General features: G+C 70.7%; 14 protein-coding genes and 1 pseudogene. 10 read left to right on the top strand and 5 right to left on the bottom strand.

The window, feature by feature from the left end:
* Positions 1-94: 94 nt before the first annotated feature.
* The 8 genes from BM109_RS12210 to BM109_RS12175 all read left to right on the top strand — a co-directional run bounded on the left by BM109_RS12210 (position 95) and on the right by BM109_RS12175 (position 7,920).
* On the top strand, positions 95-1,201 hold the full coding sequence (locus tag BM109_RS12210) for an aromatic ring-hydroxylating dioxygenase subunit alpha (RefSeq protein WP_093343087.1): 1,107 nt from the start codon (positions 95-97) through the stop codon (positions 1,199-1,201).
* Positions 1,198-1,974, top strand: a complete 777-nt coding sequence (locus BM109_RS12205) for a GntR family transcriptional regulator (protein ID WP_093343085.1) — start codon at positions 1,198-1,200, stop codon at positions 1,972-1,974. The genes BM109_RS12210 and BM109_RS12205 overlap by 4 nt, the downstream gene beginning before the upstream one ends.
* Positions 1,975-2,009: 35 nt before the next feature.
* The gene (locus tag BM109_RS12200) at positions 2,010-2,999 is read left to right on the top strand and encodes a PDR/VanB family oxidoreductase (protein ID WP_093343084.1); all 990 of its coding nucleotides are present in this window, start codon (positions 2,010-2,012) and stop codon (positions 2,997-2,999) included.
* A gap of 243 nt (positions 3,000-3,242) precedes the next feature.
* Positions 3,243-4,427, top strand: a complete 1,185-nt coding sequence (locus BM109_RS12195) for an ABC transporter substrate-binding protein (RefSeq protein ID WP_093343082.1) — start codon at positions 3,243-3,245, stop codon at positions 4,425-4,427.
* 158 nt (positions 4,428-4,585) lie between these two features.
* Positions 4,586-5,458 carry a branched-chain amino acid ABC transporter permease gene (locus BM109_RS12190; RefSeq protein WP_057595671.1) on the top strand — a complete coding sequence of 291 codons (873 nt, stop codon included), beginning with the start codon at positions 4,586-4,588 and terminating at the stop codon, positions 5,456-5,458.
* Positions 5,458-6,456: a branched-chain amino acid ABC transporter permease gene (locus BM109_RS12185; protein WP_093343081.1), complete on the top strand. Its 999-nt coding sequence runs from the start codon at positions 5,458-5,460 to the stop codon at positions 6,454-6,456. The genes BM109_RS12190 and BM109_RS12185 overlap by 1 nt, the downstream gene beginning before the upstream one ends.
* Positions 6,453-7,223 (top strand): ABC transporter ATP-binding protein, encoded by a 771-nt coding sequence (locus tag BM109_RS12180; RefSeq protein ID WP_093343079.1) that lies wholly within the window; start codon positions 6,453-6,455, stop codon positions 7,221-7,223. The genes BM109_RS12185 and BM109_RS12180 overlap by 4 nt, the downstream gene beginning before the upstream one ends.
* The gene (locus BM109_RS12175) at positions 7,216-7,920 is read left to right on the top strand and encodes an ABC transporter ATP-binding protein (RefSeq protein ID WP_093343078.1); all 705 of its coding nucleotides are present in this window, start codon (positions 7,216-7,218) and stop codon (positions 7,918-7,920) included. The genes BM109_RS12180 and BM109_RS12175 overlap by 8 nt, the downstream gene beginning before the upstream one ends.
* A 27-nt stretch (positions 7,921-7,947) precedes the next feature.
* Here the strand turns inward: BM109_RS12175 and BM109_RS12170 are convergent, their stop codons facing one another.
* From BM109_RS12170 to BM109_RS12150, 5 genes and pseudogenes are all read right to left on the bottom strand, one after another.
* Positions 7,948-10,338 carry a TonB-dependent siderophore receptor gene (locus tag BM109_RS12170; RefSeq protein WP_093343076.1) on the bottom strand — a complete coding sequence of 797 codons (2,391 nt, stop codon included), beginning with the start codon at positions 10,336-10,338 and terminating at the stop codon, positions 7,948-7,950.
* Between the two features lie 144 nt (positions 10,339-10,482).
* Entirely contained in the window at positions 10,483-11,793 is a 1,311-nt protein-coding gene (locus tag BM109_RS12165; protein ID WP_093343075.1) for a sigma-70 family RNA polymerase sigma factor, read from the bottom strand.
* A 132-nt stretch (positions 11,794-11,925) separates the two neighbouring features.
* Entirely contained in the window at positions 11,926-12,654 is a 729-nt protein-coding gene (locus tag BM109_RS12160) for a DsbA family protein (RefSeq protein WP_093343073.1), read from the bottom strand.
* A pseudogene (locus BM109_RS12155) lies at positions 12,648-13,535 on the bottom strand (MBL fold metallo-hydrolase); the annotation flags it as partial. The pseudogene BM109_RS12155 and the gene BM109_RS12160, both read right to left, overlap by 7 nt.
* A 124-nt stretch (positions 13,536-13,659) precedes the next feature.
* Complete coding sequence (locus BM109_RS12150; protein WP_057590428.1) at positions 13,660-14,565, bottom strand: LysR family transcriptional regulator; 906 nt, start codon at positions 14,563-14,565, stop codon at positions 13,660-13,662.
* 131 nt (positions 14,566-14,696) lie between these two features.
* Here BM109_RS12150 and BM109_RS12145 point away from each other — a divergent pair, with 131 nt between their 5' ends.
* Both BM109_RS12145 and BM109_RS12140 read left to right on the top strand, forming a co-directional pair.
* Positions 14,697-15,665, top strand: coding sequence for a hydroxymethylglutaryl-CoA lyase (locus BM109_RS12145; RefSeq protein ID WP_093343070.1), 969 nt, complete (start codon positions 14,697-14,699; stop codon positions 15,663-15,665).
* Positions 15,662-16,864, top strand: coding sequence for a CaiB/BaiF CoA transferase family protein (locus BM109_RS12140; RefSeq protein ID WP_093343069.1), 1,203 nt, complete (start codon positions 15,662-15,664; stop codon positions 16,862-16,864). Before BM109_RS12145 ends, BM109_RS12140 begins: the two co-directional genes overlap by 4 nt.
* Positions 16,865-16,886: the final 22 nt, after the last annotated feature.

The raw sequence follows: 16,886 nt of genomic DNA, 5'->3' as shown, positions 1-16,886 counted from the left end.
TGACGACGTTGATGTGTACAGAGGGGTTGGTGTTTTCCCTTGAATCGGCTGAATTCTCTGGAAATTCTCGTATTTCTGTATACATTGGGTATCCATGGACACGCGATCGCCCCATTTCCCGCTCAACGCCTGGTATGCCGCCGCCTACGACGTGGAGGTGCGGCATGCGCTGCTGCCGCGCACGGTCTGCAACCAGAAGCTGGTGCTGTTCCGCCGCACCGACGGGCAGGTGGCCGCGCTCGAGGACGCCTGCTGGCACCGGCTGCTGCCGCTGTCGATGGGGCGGCTCGAGGGCGACGAACTGGTCTGCGGCTACCACGGCCTGGTCTACAACAGCCAGGGCCGCTGCACCCACATGCCGAGCCAGGAAACGCTCAATCCTTCCGCCTGCGTACGCAGCTTTCCGGTGGCCGAGAAGCACCGCTTCATCTGGATCTGGCCCGGCGATCCGGCGCTGGCCGACCCCGCGCTGGTGCCCGACATGCACTGGAACGACGATCCGGCCTGGGCCGGCGACGGCAAGATGATCCGCGTGAACTGCGACTACCGGCTGGTGGTCGACAACCTCATGGACCTGACGCACGAGACCTTCGTGCACGGCTCCTCGATCGGCAACCGCGAGGTGGCCGAGGCGCCCTTCGTCGCCACCCATGGCGACCGCTCGGCCACCGTCACGCGCTGGATGGAGAACATCGAGGCGCCGCCGTTCTGGGGCGGCCAGATCCGCCATGCGCGCGGCTACGCGGGCAAGGTCGACCGCTGGCAGATCATCCGCTTCGAGGCGCCGTGCACGGTCAACATCGACGTCGGCGTGGCCGAGGCCGGCAGCGGCGCGGTGCCGAAGAACGGCAACCCGGGCGACCGCGGCAAGGGCGTCAACGGCTATGTGCTCAACACCATCACGCCCGAGACCGACAAGACCTGCCTCTACTTCTGGGCCTTCGCGCGCAACTACTGCCTGGGCGAACAGCGCCTCACGCACGAGCTGCGCGAGGGCGTCTCGGGCATCTTCCGCGAGGACGAGCTGGTGCTCGAGGCGCAGCAGAAGGCGATCAACGAGCATCCCGACCACCGCTTCTACAACCTCAACATCGACGCCGGCTCGATGTGGGCGCGGCGGCTGATCGACCGCATGGTCGACAAGGAGCGGCCCGCGCGCGCCGCGATCCCGATCCGCGTCGACCAGCGGCAGGCCGCATGAAGGTCGCCGCCAGCAGCAGCGCGGGTGAGCCCGGCGACAGCGGTGCCTCGCAGGCCGTGAAGGCGCAGCTGCGGCTGCGCGAGATGATCCTGGCCGGCGAGCTGCCGGGCGGCGCGCGCATCGCCGAGGTCGCGATCTCCGAGCAGCTCGGCGTCTCGCGCACGCCGGTGCGCACCGCGCTGATGCGGCTCGAGCAGGAAGGCCTGCTCGAGGCCCTGCCCAACGGCGGCTATGCGGTGCGCACTTTCTCCGAGCGCGACGTGGCCGATGCGATCGAGCTGCGCGGCACGCTCGAGGGCCTGGTCGCGCGGCTCGCGGCCGAACGCGGCGCGGCGCCCGTGGTGCTGCGCGAGGCGCGCGGCTGCCTGCAGCGCATCGACGAGCTGCTGCGCGAGCCCGCGCTCGACGACGCCGCCTTCTCGCGCTACGTGACGCACAACGAGCGCTTCCATGCGCTGCTGTGCGAGATGGCCGGCAGCCCGGTGATCGCGCAGCAGCTCGAGCGCGTGGTCAACCTGCCGTTCGCCTCGCCCTCGGGCTTCGTGATCGTGCAGGCCAATTCGCCGGCCGCGCGCGACATGCTGGTGATCGCGCAGGACCAGCATGTGCAGGTGCTCGATGCCATCGAGTCCGGCGAGGGCTCGCGCGCCGAGGCGTTGATGCGCGAGCACAGCCGCATCGCGCGGCGCAACCTGCGCGAGGCGCTGCACGGCGCGCCCACCGAGCAGCAGCGTCCGCTGCCCGGCGTGCAACTGATCCGCCGCCGCGGTTGAGCGGCTTCCTTCTTTTTTCCGGTCCTGGTTCCCCGATGAAAAGCGATCTCCAATGGATGCAGGCGCAGGTGGTGGCGCTGCGCGACCTCACGCCCACCGTGCGCGAATTCGAGCTGCGACCCGAGGCGGGCACGGCCGGCGGCCACGAGCCCGGCGCCCATCTGCAGGTGCAGGTGACGAGCGCGCAGGGCCAGTTGCAGACGCGCTCGTATTCGCTCGTGGGGCAGGGCGAGCAGGGCGGCTGGCGCATCGCCGTCAAGCGGCTCGACGACGGCCGTGGCGGTTCGCTCGCGATGTGGCGGCTGGCCGTGGGCGATCGCCTGCAGGTCAGCGCGCCGCAGAACCACTTCGCGCTCGACCTGTCGGCGCCGGGCTACCTGCTGGTGGCGGGCGGCATCGGCATCACGCCGCTGGTGGGCATGGCGCAGCGGCTGGGCGCGCATGCGCGGCGCAGCGGCGTGCCGCTGGCCATGCACTACGGCGCGCGCCATGCGGGCGAGTTCGCCTACCTCGATGAGCTGCGCGCATCGCTCGGCGATGAGAAGCTGCAGACGCACGAAGGCGCCGCGGCCATCGACCTCGCGGCGGCCATCGCCGCGCTGCCCGCGGGCGGCCAGCTCTACACCTGCGGCCCGGCACCGATGCTCGAGGCCGTGCAGCGCGCCTGGGCGGCGGCCGGCCGCGCCGCGGCCGACCTGCGCTTCGAGACCTTCGGCAGCAGCGGCCGGCTGGCCGCGCAGGCCTTCACCGTGCGCGTGCCGCGGCACGACCTCGCGATCACCGTGCCGGCCGACTGCTCGCTGCTCGATGCGCTCGACGCCGCCGGCGTGCAGACCCTGTGGGACTGCCGGCGCGGCGAATGCGGGCTGTGCGCGATGGACGTGCTGGCGGTCGACGGCGAGATCGACCACCGCGACGTGTTCCTCAGCGCGCATGAGAAGCAGGCCACCACCCGCATCTGTGCCTGCGTGTCACGCGCGGTGGGTACGCTCACGCTCGATTCCGCGTACCGCGCGGATGGTTGATCGCTCCCCCAACCGTTCGGGCTGAGCTTGTCGAAGCCGGGTGCAAGGCTTCGACAAGCTCAGCCCGAACGGTGGTGCGAGATCCCCGACTCACCCCCGTTGCGCGATCATCGCGCAGTTCATTTGTCTATCGCGCAACAAAGCGCCGCGCGGGCCCGCGCCTAGGTGAAGGTCCGCGACAAGGAATGTTGCAAAGTGTTGAAAAATAGGCCGATTCCGCTCGTCGCCCCCAAAGGAGAACTCATGCAAAGGCGTCAACTCATCCAGTCCGCGAGCCTCGCCGCGCTCGCGCTTTCCGGCGCGCTGTCCGTGACGGCCGCCCAGGCCCAGGACAACAAGTTCAAGATCGGCCTGATCCTGCCGATGACCGGCCAGTCGGCGTCGACCGGCCGCCAGATCGAGGCCGCCGCGCGCCTGTACATGGCGCAGAACGGCGACACCGTGGCCGGCAAGAAGATCGAGCTGATCGTCAAGGACGACACCGGCCTGCCCGACGTCACCAAGCGCCTGGCGCAGGAACTGGTGGTGAACGACAAGGTCAACGTGCTCGCGGGCTTCGGCCTGACGCCGCTGGCGCTCGCGGTGGCGCCGATCGCCACCCAGTCGAAGACGCCGCAGGTCGTGATGGCCGCGGCCACCTCGAGCATCACCGAGGCCTCGCCTTTCATCGTGCGCAGCGGCTTCACGCTGCCGCAGGTGTCGGTGCCGATGGGCGACTGGGCGCCGAAGAACGGCATCAAGACGGTGGTCACGCTGGTCAGCGACTACGGCCCCGGCAACGATGCCGAGAAGTTCTTCAGCGAGCGCTTCGCGCTCAACGGCGGCAAGGTGATCGACAAGCTGCGCGTGCCGCTGCGCAACCCCGACTTCGCCCCCTTCCTGCAGAAGGTGCGCGACGCCAAGCCCGACGCGCTGTTCGTCTTCGTGCCCTCGGGCGCGGGCGCGGCCGTGATGAAGCAGTTCCTCGAGCGCGGCATGGACAAGGCCGGCATCAAGCTGATCGCCACCGGTGACGTGACCGACGACGACCAGCTCAACGACATGGGCGACGGCGCGCTCGGCGTGGTCACCTCGCACCACTACTCGGCCGCCCATCCCTCGGCCGCCAACAAGAAGTTCGTCGAGGCCTTCGAGAAGGCCAACCCCAAGCTGCGCCCCAACTTCATGGCCGTGGGCGGCTACGACGGCATGCGCGTGATCTACGAGGCGCTCAAGACCAGCAAGGGCCAGGGCGGCGGCGAGGCGCTGCTGGCCGGCATGAAGGGCCAGGTCTTCGAGAGCCCGCGCGGCCAGGTGCTGATCGACGCCCAGACCCGCGACGTGGTGCAGGACGTGTACCTGCGCAAGGTCGAGAAGAAGGACGGGCAGCTCTACAACGTCGAGTTCGACGTCATCAAGGGCGTCAAGGACCCGGGTAAAGCCAAGTAATAGCAATGCGGGTTCGGACAGCCGAACGCGGAAGGAAAACCAGAATCACGCAGAAGTCGCGGAAGAATCCTTGTTGATTCCTTCTGCGACTTCTGCGTGACCTTCGCGACTTCTGCGTTCGGCTGTCCGCGTTCGAGACCGCATCCCACAGAAGCTGCATGCTCACCATTCTTTTCGACGGCATCGCCTACGGCATGCTGCTGTTCGTGCTCGCCGTGGGGCTGGCCGTGACGCTGGGGCTGATGAACTTCATCAACCTCGCGCACGGCGCCTTCGCGATGGCGGGCGGTTATCTCACCGTGTTCGCGATGCAGAAGTTCGGCGTGCCGTTCATGCTGTGCCTGCCGCTGGCCTTCGTGGTCGTGGCGCTGGCCGGCGCGCTGCTCGAGCGCACGCTCTACCGGCCCATGTACGGCAAGCCGCACCTCGACCAGGTGCTGTTCTCCATCGGGCTGGCCTTCATGGCGGTGGCGGCCATCGACTACTTCGTGGGCTCCTCGCAGCAGAACGTGCAGCTGCCCGAATGGCTGCGCGGGCGCACCGAGCTCGGCGACGGCGCGCTGATGCTGGGCATGGGCCATTACCGGCTGTTCATCATCGCGGTCTGCGCGGTGCTCACCGTGGTGCTGCAGCTGATCCTCTCGAAGACCCGCTTCGGCAGCCGGCTGCGCGCCGCGGTCGACGACCCGCGCGTGGCCGCGGGCCTGGGCATCAACGTCAACGTGGTGTTCCTGCTGACCTTCGCGGTCGGCTCGGGGCTCGCGGGGCTGGGCGGCGCGCTCGGCGCCGAGATCCTCGGCCTCGATCCGACCTTCCCGCTCAAGTACATGATCTATTTCCTGATCGTGGTCTCGGTCGGCGGCACCTCCTCGATCACCGGTCCGCTCGCGGCCGCGCTGCTGCTGGGCATCGCCGACGTGGCCGGCAAGTACTTCATTCCGAAGATGGGCGCCTTCACCGTCTACCTGCTGATGATCCTGATCCTGATGTGGCGCCCGCAGGGCCTGTTCACGCGCAAGGGAGGCCGCTGATGGGTGCGCCTTCTTCTTCCTCCTCCGACTTCCAGTCGCCGCTGCTGCGCAAGGCGCGCTGGCACCCGGTCGAGTTCGTCGTGTGGGCCGTGGCCTTCGCGCTGCCGCTGGTCACGCCCTCGCACTCGCTGCTGGTCAACGAGATCGCCATCGTCGCGCTGTTCGCGATGTCGCTCGACCTGATCCTCGGCTACACCGGCATCGTCTCGCTGGGCCATGCGGCCTTCTTCGGCTTCGGCGCCTACGCCGCGGCACTGTTCGCCAAGCTGGTGATGCCCGACCCGACCGTGGGCCTGCTGTTCGCCATCGTCGTGTCGGCGCTGCTCGGGCTGGTGGCCAGCGTCACCATCCTGCGCGGCAGCGACCTCACGCGGCTGATGGTCACGCTCGGCACCGCGCTCTTGCTGCTCGAGCTCGCCAACAAGCTCGACTGGCTGACCGGCGGCGCCGACGGCCTGCAGGGCGTGGTGATGGGGCCGGTGCTCGGCCTGTTCGAGTTCGATCTCTACGGCCGCACGGCCGCCTGGTATTCGCTGGCCGTGATGCTGGTGCTGTTCCTCGTCATGCGCCGGCTCGTGCATTCGCCCTTCGGCGCCACGCTCAAGGCGATCCGCGATAACCGGCTGCGCGCCATGGCGATCGGTATCCCGGTGGTGTCGCGGCTGGCCGTGATCTACACCGTGGCCGCCGGCGTGGCCGGTGCCGCGGGCGCGCTGCTCGCGCAGACCACCGGCTTCGCCTCGCTCGACGTGCTGGCCTTCGACCGCTCGGCCGACGTGCTGCTGATGCTGGTGATCGGCGGCGTGGGCTGGCTCTACGGCGGCGTCGCGGGCGCCATCGTCTTCAAGCTGCTGCAGACCTGGCTGTCGTCGGTGACGCCGCAGTACTGGATGTTCTGGATCGGCCTGATCCTGGTGCTGCTGGTGCTCGTGGGCCGCGATCGTCTGCTCAAGCCCTGGACCTGGTTCGGTGCCGGCAAGAAGGGCGGTGCGGCATGACCGACACCGTGCTTTCGACCCATGGCCTGGTGATGCGCTTCGGCGGCATCACCGCCACCAACAACGTCTCGATGGAACTCCGGCGCGGCGCGCGCCATGCGCTGATCGGCCCGAACGGCGCCGGCAAGACCACCCTGATCAACCAGCTCACGGGCGTGCTCACGCCCTCCGAGGGCCGCATCACGCTGCTCGGCGAGGACATCACGCGCCTCGCGCCGCACAAGCGCGTGGCGCGCGGGCTGGTGCGCACCTTCCAGATCAACCAGCTGTTCGACTCGATGACGCCGCTCGAGACGCTGGCACTGGTCGTGTCGCAGCACCAGGGCATCGGCGCGCAATGGTGGCGCCCGCTCGGCGCGACCCAGGCGGTGGCCGAGCGCGCGGGGCAGCTGCTCGAGCAGTTCCATCTGGCCGACGTGGCGCACCAGCAGACGAAGCACCTGGCCTACGGCAAGCGCCGGCTGCTCGAGATCGCGATCGCGCTGGCCTGCGAGCCGCGCGTGCTGCTGCTCGACGAACCCGTGGCCGGCGTGCCCGCGGGCGAGCGCGAGGAGTTGCTGCAGACCGTGGCCGCGCTGCCGGCCGACGTGTCGGTACTGCTGATCGAGCACGACATGGACCTGGTGTTCAGCTTCGCCGACCGCATGACGGTGCTGGTCAACGGCACCCTGCTGACCGAGGGCGATCCCGAGGCCATCGCCAACGACCCGCGGGTCAAGGAGGTCTACCTCGGCCATGGCCAGTCCGCGGAGGCCGCCCATGTCTGAGCTGCTGCGCATCGAGAAACTGAGCGCCGGCTACGGCGAGGCCGTGGTGCTGCACGACGTGTCCTTCGCGCTCGGCGAGGGCCGCACGCTCGCGCTGCTGGGCCGCAACGGCACCGGCAAGACCACGCTGATCAACACCCTCGCGGGCGCCACGCGCCAGCACGGCGGCAGCATCGCGCTCGGCGGTCAGGCGCTGCACCGGCTCGCGCCGCATCAGCGCGCGGCGGCCGGCATCGGCTGGGTGCCGCAGGAGCGCAACATCTTCAAGTCGCTCACCGTGCACGAGAACCTCACGGCCGTGGAGCGGCCCGGGCCGTGGAATCCGCGCCGCGTCTACGAGATGTTCCCACGCCTGGCCGAGCGCAAGACCAACCTCGGCACGCAGCTGTCGGGCGGCGAGCAGCAGATGCTGGCCGTGGGCCGCGCGCTGGTGCTGAACCCGAAGCTGCTGCTGCTCGACGAGCCGCTCGAGGGCCTGGCGCCGATCATCGTGGAGGAACTGCTGCGCGCCATCCGCCGCATCACGCGCGACGAGGGCCTGGCCGCGATCGTGGTCGAGCAGCATCCGCAGGCGATCCTCGCGATCTCCGACGAGGCCGTGGTGCTCGACCACGGGACCATCGTGCATGCCGACAGCGCGGCCGCGCTGCGCGCGCAGCCGCAGGTGCTCGATCGGTTGCTGGGCGTGGCGCGCTGAGTCGCGCGCCCGCGCGCGTTCGGGCGTTCAGAACTGGTACTTCGCGCTCGCGACCACCGCGCGGTCGCTGCCGGGGTAGTACTTGCCGTAGGCCCGCGAGGCGGCGTACTGCCGGTTGGCGAGGTTGGTGGCGCTCAGCGCGAAGCGCCACGGGCCGCGCTTGTAGTGCACGGTGGCATCGATCAGCGCCACGCCGCCTTCCGACGAGGTGTTGCCCACGTCGTTCCAGCGCTTGCCGATGTAGCGCAGGCCGCCGCCGAAACCGAAGCCGTTGCCCAGCGTGTAGTCGAGCCACAGCGAGGCCGTGTTCCGTGGCACCTGGATCGGCGTCTTGCCGCGCTCGGCGGCGTTGGCGCTCTCGCGCACCTTGGTGTCGAGCCAGGTGTAGGAGGCCGTGAGGTTCAGGTCGCGCGCCAGCTCGGCCTTGGCCTCGAGCTCGAGGCCGCGCGAGCGGATGCGGCCGATCTGGCGGGCCTCGAAGGTGTTCTGGTCGTAGGTCACGACGTTGGACTTGCGCACGTCGAATAGGGCCGCGGTGAACAGCGAGCGCGCGTCCTCGGGCTGGAACTTGAGGCCGGCCTCCACCTGCTTGCCGCGGCTCGGGCGGAAGGGCTCGCCGTTCAGGTCGACGCCGCTGGTCGGCATGAAGGATTCCGAATAGCTGAGGTAGGGCGCCCAGCCGTTGCCGACCAGGTAGCTCAGCGCGGCGCGGCCGCTGAACCGGTCGTCGGTCTGGGTCGTGCGGCCGCTCTTCAGACGGTCGAAGGTGGTGGACTTCACGTGGTCCTGCCGGCCGCCGAGCGTGAGCAGCCAGTGCGGGCCGAACTTGACCTGGTCCTGCGCGTAGACGCCGAGCTGCTCGGTGGTCTGGGTGAAGTTGCTGTCGGGCTGCACCGGCTCGGCGATCGGCAGGCCGTTGACCGGGAAGCGCAGGTCGAGGCTGGGGGCCGGCCCCGAGAACTGCTTGGCCGTGTACCGCACGCGCGACCAGTCGACGCCGAACAGCAGCGTGTGCTCGACATCGCCGGTGCGCACGCGGCCCTGCAACTGCGTGTCGGCGGTCCACTGGTTGACCCACTCGGGGGCGAAGCGGGCCGTGCGCCGCAGCGTGTAGCCATCGGGCGCGAGGTTCACCACCACGTGGTGCTTGTCGGTGTCGAAGCCGAAGTAGCGCATGTTCTGGCGCACCGTCCAGTTGTCGTCGAGATGGTGTTCGAACAGGTAGCCGAGCGAGGATTGCTGCTGCTTGATGCGGCTGTAGTTCGGCTCGCCCTGGATCAGGCCGGTGTCGCGGCCGCGTGCGTCGGTCACGTTGAAGGTGTCGTCGCTGGCGTCGCTCTTCAGGAACTCGCCGAGCAGCGTGAACGAGGTGGCGGCCGAGGGTTGCCAGCGCAGCGAGGGTGCGAGGTAGCTGCGCTTGACCTCGGCGGGCGCGCCGTTGGGGTAGCGCTGCTGGCTGTCGCTGTCGAGCTCGACGCCCACCAGCCGGTAGCTCAGCGTGTCGCTCAGGGCGCCGCCGAGATCGACCGCGAGCTGCTTGCGCTGGAAGCTGCCGTACTGGACCTCGATCTCGCGCGTGGTCGTGGTGCCGGGCATCTTGCTGACGCGGTTGATGATGCCGCCGGCGTCGCCCAGGCCGAACATCACCGACGACGGGCCGCGCAGCACCTCGACGCGCTCGAGGCCGTAGGGCTCGGTCAGCGAGTAGGCGGGCAGCAGCATGCCGTCGCGGTACATGGCGTTGCCGGCCGTGGCATCGAAGCCGCGCAGCAGCAGCCAGTCGATGCCGCGGGCGTCGTAGCCCCAGTTGCCGGCCACCACGCCCGGCGCGTAGCGCACGGCTTCCATGATGGTCTGCACGCCGCGGGCCTCGAGTTCCTCGCGCCCGATGACGGACAGCGACTGCGGCACCTCGATGATCGGCGTGTCGGTCTTGGTCGCGGTCTGGCTGCGCCGCGCGACATAGCCCGGCACCGGGCCGAGGCCGGTCTCGCGCTCGGCGGCGGCGTTCACGGTCACGGTCGGCAGCGCGGCGCCGGTGGCATCGCGCGCCTTCTCGATCACCAGCGTGCTGCCCGTCACGCGGCCGGCCAGCCCGCTGCCCTGGAGCAACTGGGCGGCCGCGGCGTGGACCGCCAGGCTGCCCTGGACCGGCTGCCCGCGCAGCCCCTGCAGCAGCGCGGGCGCCGCCAGCAACTGCAGGCCGGCCTGGCGCGCGAACTGGTTCAGCGCCTGGTCCAGCGGCTGCGCGGGGATCGAGAACGCCACGACGGCGGCGTCCGCCATGACTTGGGCGTCGACGGCGGCCGGGCTGTTCTGGGCCCAGGCGCCCGTGCCGGCCTGGGCGACCAGGGACAGCGCGGCGGCGGCGACCAGATGGCGTCGAAGGGTGGGGGCGGGACGGTGGCGGGAAGGCATGCGGTTCTCTGGCTTCGGGTCGGGTTCATGAATCTCCCGGGCTTCCGCGTGGCGGATGTTCCGGGCTCCATGGACTGATACGAGCGAGCGGCAGCGATCCCTCACGCGCGGCGCCAAAAAAAACGCGGCGAGCGAAGCCGGCCTTCAGGAGGGCCGGCGTTCGATGACCAGGGCGCGGTCGGCCCCGTCGTCTTCGCGCACGCGCACCGGCAGGCTGCGCGGCAGCAGCCGCAGCCAGTCGCCGGCCTCGCCGATGCGCACCCGGCCGAACACCGGGAGCTGCGCGGCATCGGGCGCCACGCGCAGCGGGCGCGGGCTGTAGCGCGCGAGACGCTCCACCACCTCGGCCAGCGGCTGGCGGTCGAAGTCGAGCCAGCCTTCGCGCCACGGCGCGACCGCCGCCGCGCCGGCCGGATGCGAGGTGGAGAGCGGCCGCACCGGATCGATGAAGGCACGATCGCCCACGCCCAGGGTGCGTTCCTCGCCGCCTGCGCTGCGCACCCGCACCTGGCCCGATTCGACCGCCACGCGCACGCCGCCGTCCTGCAACGCGACCTCGAAGCGCGTGCCGAGCACCGTGATCTCGTGGCCCAGCGCATGGACCACGAAGGGCCGCGCCTCGTCGCGCGCCACCTCGAAGAAGGCGCTGCCGGCCAGCAGTTGCACCGTGCGGCGCGTGGCGTAGTAGACGACCTCGGCGCGGCTCGCGGCATCGAGCGTGAGGCTGCTGCCGTCGGGCAGCGCCTGGGTCCGGATGCGGGCGATCGGGGTCGACAACAGGGCGCTGTAGCCCGGCACCCACTGGCGCCATGCCTGCCAGAGCGTGGCGCTGCCGACACCCAGGCCACAGACGCCGAGCAGCGCCGACAGCGCGCGGCGCCGGCCGGTGCGCGCGGGCGCCGCCTCGCCGCGCCAGCGGTGCAGCGCGGCCTCGACGCTGTCGAGGGCCCGCATCACTTCGCGCTCGACGGTCTTGACCGATACGCCATGGCGCAGCGCCAGCTCGGCATGGCAGGCGCCCTCGAGCCGGTCGGCCAGGAAGATGTCGCGGCTGCGCGGTGGCAGCGCGCGCAGCGCGGCATCCACCGCGTCGAGCGCCTGCCGGTGGGCGACGCCGTCGGCCACGTCGCGCGTGCTGGGGTCCTGGGCGGCCGGTTCCGCCTCGATGTCGACGGCCACCGGGCTGAAGCGCTCGGCGCTGCGCTGGCGGCGGCGCAGGTGGTCGATGGCGATGTTCTCGGCCACGGCGTAGACGTAGGCGCGCGCGGCGCCTTCGTGCGGCGCGGGCTCGGTTTCGCGCGTCTCGGCGCGCTCGGCCAGCCGGACCCAGGTGTCGTGCGCCAGCTCGCGTGCATCGTGCGTGCTGCCGGTGCGGCGCGCGATGAACCGCACCAGCTCCTGGTAGCTGTCCTGGAAGGCTTTCAACAGCGGGCTGGGGGAGAGTTGGGCGGACATGGGAAGGGGGATGGCGCGCGGATCGCCGGCGGATTATTGTCGAGAATAGTTCTCATTTGTCCGCGAAGCCTCCGAATTCAGCGCTTCCGCGACGAAACACGGCCGCCGGCTGTCCAGGCCGGCGGGCCGTTTTCAGATCGCGCAGCCGTCGGGGCCGCAGCTGTCCAGGGTCGGATGTCCCGGCGCGGACGGCGTTGCGAAGCTCGCGAGCTGCGCCTTCCACGCGTCCGGCCGCCCCAGCCACGGGCCGATGTCGACCCGGCTCGCGCCGCCATCGGGCCGCGCGAGCACGAAGGTCGGAAAGCCCTGGCCGCCCACGCGGCGCAGCAGCGCGCGGCTGGCCTCGATGTGTTGGGCGGTCGCTTCGCCCGACAGCCGCGCGAAGGCCGCGGCGAAGGCTTCGCCGTCGAAGCCCAGTTCCACGGCCAGCGCCTGCAGCACCTCGGCATCGGCGATGCGCCGGCCCTCGGCGTAGTGCGCGCGCTGCACGCGATGCGCCATGTCGAGCGCGCCGCCCGCGCGCAGCGACTCGGCCGCGAGGATCGCGGTGGTCGGCGGTTCGGAGTCCATCACGGCCGTGCCGTCGCGCAGCAGGCCCTCGAAGTAGGCCTCGCCGAAGGGCTGGCCCGTGAGCTCGGCGATGCGGCGGTCGTGCGGCAGCACGTAGTCGCGCCACTGCGGCGTGATGGCGCGGCGGTTGGCGCCGGTCATCATGCCGCCGCCATGCAGTTCGACCCGCAGGCCCGGCACCTCGCGCGCGGCCTCGACCAGCGGCGCGGCGGCATAGCACCAGCCGCACAGCGGGTCGAAGATGCAGTGCAGGGTGGTGCCTTCGTGGCTGCCCGGGTTCATTGCGGCCATTTCATCTCTCCCTTGATGACTTTCGCGCTCAGTTCGAGCGAGGAGGCGTCTTCCAGCTTGGGGTAGCGCTTCTTCATCGCGGCGATCAGCGCGGCCGAGTCCTTGGCCTTGGCGGCCTCGGTCTCGAAGTCCCGCAGGTAGGCGCGCGTGAAGTTCACCGAGGCGAGCGTGGAGGGCGCCGAGCCGTCGGCGTTCGGCAGGTAGTGGCCGGGCACCACGGTCTTCGGCTTGAGCGCCGCGATGCGGTCCAGCGTGCGACGCCAGTCGCGGCGCGACTCGGGCGTCTGCGTGTCGGCCACCCACAGGTGGATGTTGGCCGACACCGGCACGCCGCCGACCACGGTCTTGAGCGAGGGAATCCAGGCGACGGTGCGCGCGGGCGTGGGGCCGACGACCTGGATCTTGCGGCCCTCGAGCTCGATCGTGTTGCCCGCGAGCGGCTCGGGCACGACCAGCGACTGCGGCGCGTTGTCCTTGAGGATCGGGCCCCAGTGGGCCAGCTTGCCGTCCTTCGAGGCCTGGATCGCGGCCACGGTCTGCGGCGTGGCGACGATCTTCGCGTCGGGGAAGGCGGCACGGATCACGTCGAGGCCGAAGTAGTAGTCGGGGTCGCTGTGGCTAATGTAGACGGCGGCGAGCTTGCGGCCGCCGGCCTGGATCTTCTTCACCAGCGCCTGGGCGTCGTTGCGCTGGAACTGGGCGTCGATCAGCACGGCCTCCTTCTCGCCCGAGACGATGCTCGAGGAGACGGGAAACAGCGAGGCCGCGCCCGGGTTGTAGACCTCGAGGGTCAAGGGTGCGGCGGATGCGGCGATGCCGAAGGTGGGGAAGGTTGAGAGGGCGGCGAGCGCGGTGGCGGCAAGGAAGCTGCGGCGGAACATGGCGATGATTCTTTCTGCGGAGGAGGGTGTGACAGGTGAAGCCCGCAGTGTGGATTGCGCCGAACGAAACAAAAACCGGCTCCCGCGCAAAGGATCATTTCGAAATCTGGACGAATGAGCCGGCTCAGTCGCGCCGCGCCAGCTTCTCGAGGTGCGCCACCAGCAGCTGCGCCGCGGGCGAGAGCGAGGCCTCGTCGCGAAAGCAGATCGCGAAGCGGCGCTTCGCCCACGGGTCGGCCAGCGGCATCAGGCACAGGCCGTAGGCCGCGGTGAAGGGCTGCGCCACCTCGGCCGGCACCACGCTGATCGCGAGGCCGGCGCGCACCACGCGCAGCGCGGCGTCGAAGTTCGACACCAGCACGCGGTGCACCAGCGGCTTGCCCGCGGCCGTGGCCTCGCGCGCGAGCAGCAGCTGCACCGCGCTGAGCGCGGGCATGCCGACGAACTCGTGGTCGAGCAGTTGCTCGAAGCGCACCTCGCGCATGCGTGCCACCGGGTGCGAGGGATGCGCCACCACCGCGAGGTGGTCGCTGCGGTAGTCGCGCCGCTGCAGGCCCTCGAGGTCGGCCGCGTCCCAGCACAGGCCGATCGAGGCCACGCCCTCGCGGATGCCGCGCACGATCTCGGGGCTCACGCGCTCTTCCATGTCGACGCGGATGTTGCGGTGCGCCGGGTCCTGCAGGAAATCGGCCACGTCCTCGGCCAGCGACTCGGCCATCACCGAGGCCGAGGCCAGCATGCGCACGTGGCCGCGCATGCCGCCCGCGTAGGCCGCCATGTCGCGCTCGATGCGGTTCACGCTGCCGAGCATGGCGCGCGCATGCTCGAGCAGGGTTTCGCCGGCGGCCGTGGGCACCACGCCGCGGCGGCGCCGCACGAACAGCGGCGTGCCCAGCGTGTCCTCGAGCTGCGCCAGCCGCTTGCTGATGGCCGAGCCGACGATGCTGGCCTGGGCGCCGGCGCGCGCGATGCTGCGGGTCTCGCAGACCGAGACGAACAGCCGCAGGGTGGTGAGGTCGAGGTCGCGCATGGCGTCGGCTCCGTGGTTTTCGTGGTGTTCCGATTCGGAACGAATCGGCTTCCGAAATATAGCTTCTGCATCGAATCGGAAAGTCTAAGAATGACGCCGATTCCAGATACCCATCCCACGGAGACACCGCCTTGACCGAACCTTCCGCCCCGGCGCGCCCGCACGCCTTCCTGCCGCCGCGCGCCACCGTGCGCGAAGTGGGCCTGCGCGACGGCCTGCAGAGCATCGCCCGCACCCTGCCCACCGCGCACAAGCGCGAATGGATCCGCGCCGCCCACGCGGCCGGCCAGCGCGAGATCGAGGTCGGCTCCTTCGTGCCCGCGCGGCTGCTGCCGCAGCTGGCCGACACCGCCGAGCTGCTGGCCTTCGCGAAGACGCTGCCGGGCCTGTTCGCCTCGGTGCTGGTGCCCAACCTGAAGGGCGCCGAGCGCGCCATCGAGGGCGAGGCCGACCTGCTGGTGGTGCCGTTGTCGGCCAGCCATGCGCACAGCCTCGCCAACCTGCGCAAGACGCCCGACGAGGTGGTGGCCGAGGTCGGCCGCATCCGCGCCGCGCGCGATGCCGCGGGCTCGAGGACGCTGATCGAGGGCGGCGTGGGCACCGCCTTCGGCTGCACGCTGCAGGGCCCCGTGGCGCCCGAGGAGGTGCTGCGGCTGATGCAGGCGCTGCTCGATGCGGGCGCCGACCGCGTGAGCCTGGCCGACACCGTCGGCTATGCCGATCCGGCGATGGTGCGCCGCCTGTTCGAGCGCGCGCGGGCCATCGCGGGCGAGCGGCTGTGGTGCGGCCATTTTCACGACACGCGCGGGCTGGGGCTGGCCAACGTCTATGCGGCGCTCGAGGTCGGCATCGCGCGCTTCGACGCCTGCCTGGCCGGCATCGGCGGCTGCCCGCATGCGCCGGGCGCCAGCGGCAACGTCGACACCGAGGACCTGCTGTTCATGCTGCAGAGCATGGGCGTGGCCACGGGCGTCGACCTGCGGCAGCTGCTCGCGCTGCGCGAGCGCGTGGCGCAATGGCTGGACGGCGAGACCCTGCAGGGCACGCTGTGGCGCGCGGGCTTCCCGAAGACCTTCGCGCTGGAAGAGGTGGCGGCATGAGCACGTCCCAGGACAAGCCTCTGCCGCTGGCCGGCATCCGCGTGGTCGAGTTCACCCACATGGTGATGGGGCCGACCTGCGGCATGGTGCTGGCCGACCTCGGCGCCGAGGTCATCAAGGTCGAGCCGATCGAGGGCGACCGCACGCGCCAGCTGCTGGGCGCGGGCGCGGGCTTCTTCCCGATGTTCAACCGCAACAAGAAGAGCATCGCGCTCGACCTGCGCCACCCGCAGGGGCTCGAGGCCGCGCTGCGCCTGTGCGCCGGCGCCGACGTGGTGGCGCAGAACTTCAAGCCCGGCACCATGGGGAAGTACGGCCTCGACTACGCGGCGCTGCGCCGGCTCAACCCGCGTCTGGTGTACGTCAACCACACGGGCTTCCTGCCCGGCCCCTACGAGCACCGCACCGCGCTCGACGAGGTGGTGCAGATGATGGGCGGGCTGGCCTACATGACCGGCCGGCCCGGCGACCCGCTGCGCGCGGGCACCAGCGTCAACGACATCATGGGCGGCATGTTCGGCGCCATCGGCGCGATGGCCGCGCTGATGCAGCGCGGCCAGACCGGCGAGGGCCAGGAGGTGCATTCGGCGCTGTTCGAGAACAACGTGTTCCTGGTCGGACAGCACATGCTGCAGTACGCGATCACGGGCCAGGCCGCGGCGCCGATGCCCGAGCGCATCTCGGCCTGGGCGCTGTACGACGTGTTCACCGTGAAGGACGGCGAGCAGATCTTCCTGGCCGCGGTCAGCGACGCGCAGTGGCAGAGCTTCTGCGACGCCCTGGGCTTCGACGACCTCAAGGCCGACCCGGCGCTGCGCACCAACAACGACCGCGTGCGGCTGCGCCCGAGCCTGCTGGCGGACCTGCGCGCGCGGCTGGCTTCTCGTCCGGCCGCCGAGCTGTCGGCGCTCTTCGAGGCGCGCGGCCTGCCGTTCGCGCCGATCGTGCGGCCCGAGGACCTCTACGCCGATCCGCACCTGCTGGCCACCGGCGGCCTGGCCGACATCCGCCTGCCCGACGGCGAGCGCGCGGGCCAGACCGCGCAGACCACGCTGTTCCCGATCACGCTGGGCGGCGAGCGCCTGGGCGTGCGCCTCGATCCGCCGACGCTGGGCCAGCACACGCGCGAGCTGCTGGCCGAGCTCGGCTATGGCGAGGCGCAGATGCAGGCGCTGCTCGACGACGCGGCCGTGGCCTAGGCCGGTTTTCTTTCCCCACTAC

Origin of the sequence: Variovorax sp. PDC80, assembly GCF_900115375.1 — a bacterium.
Lineage (GTDB): Bacteria > Pseudomonadota > Gammaproteobacteria > Burkholderiales > Burkholderiaceae_C > Variovorax.
The sequence above is the reverse complement of the archived record's forward strand: the minus strand, read 5'-3'. Positions and strand labels throughout refer to the sequence as shown.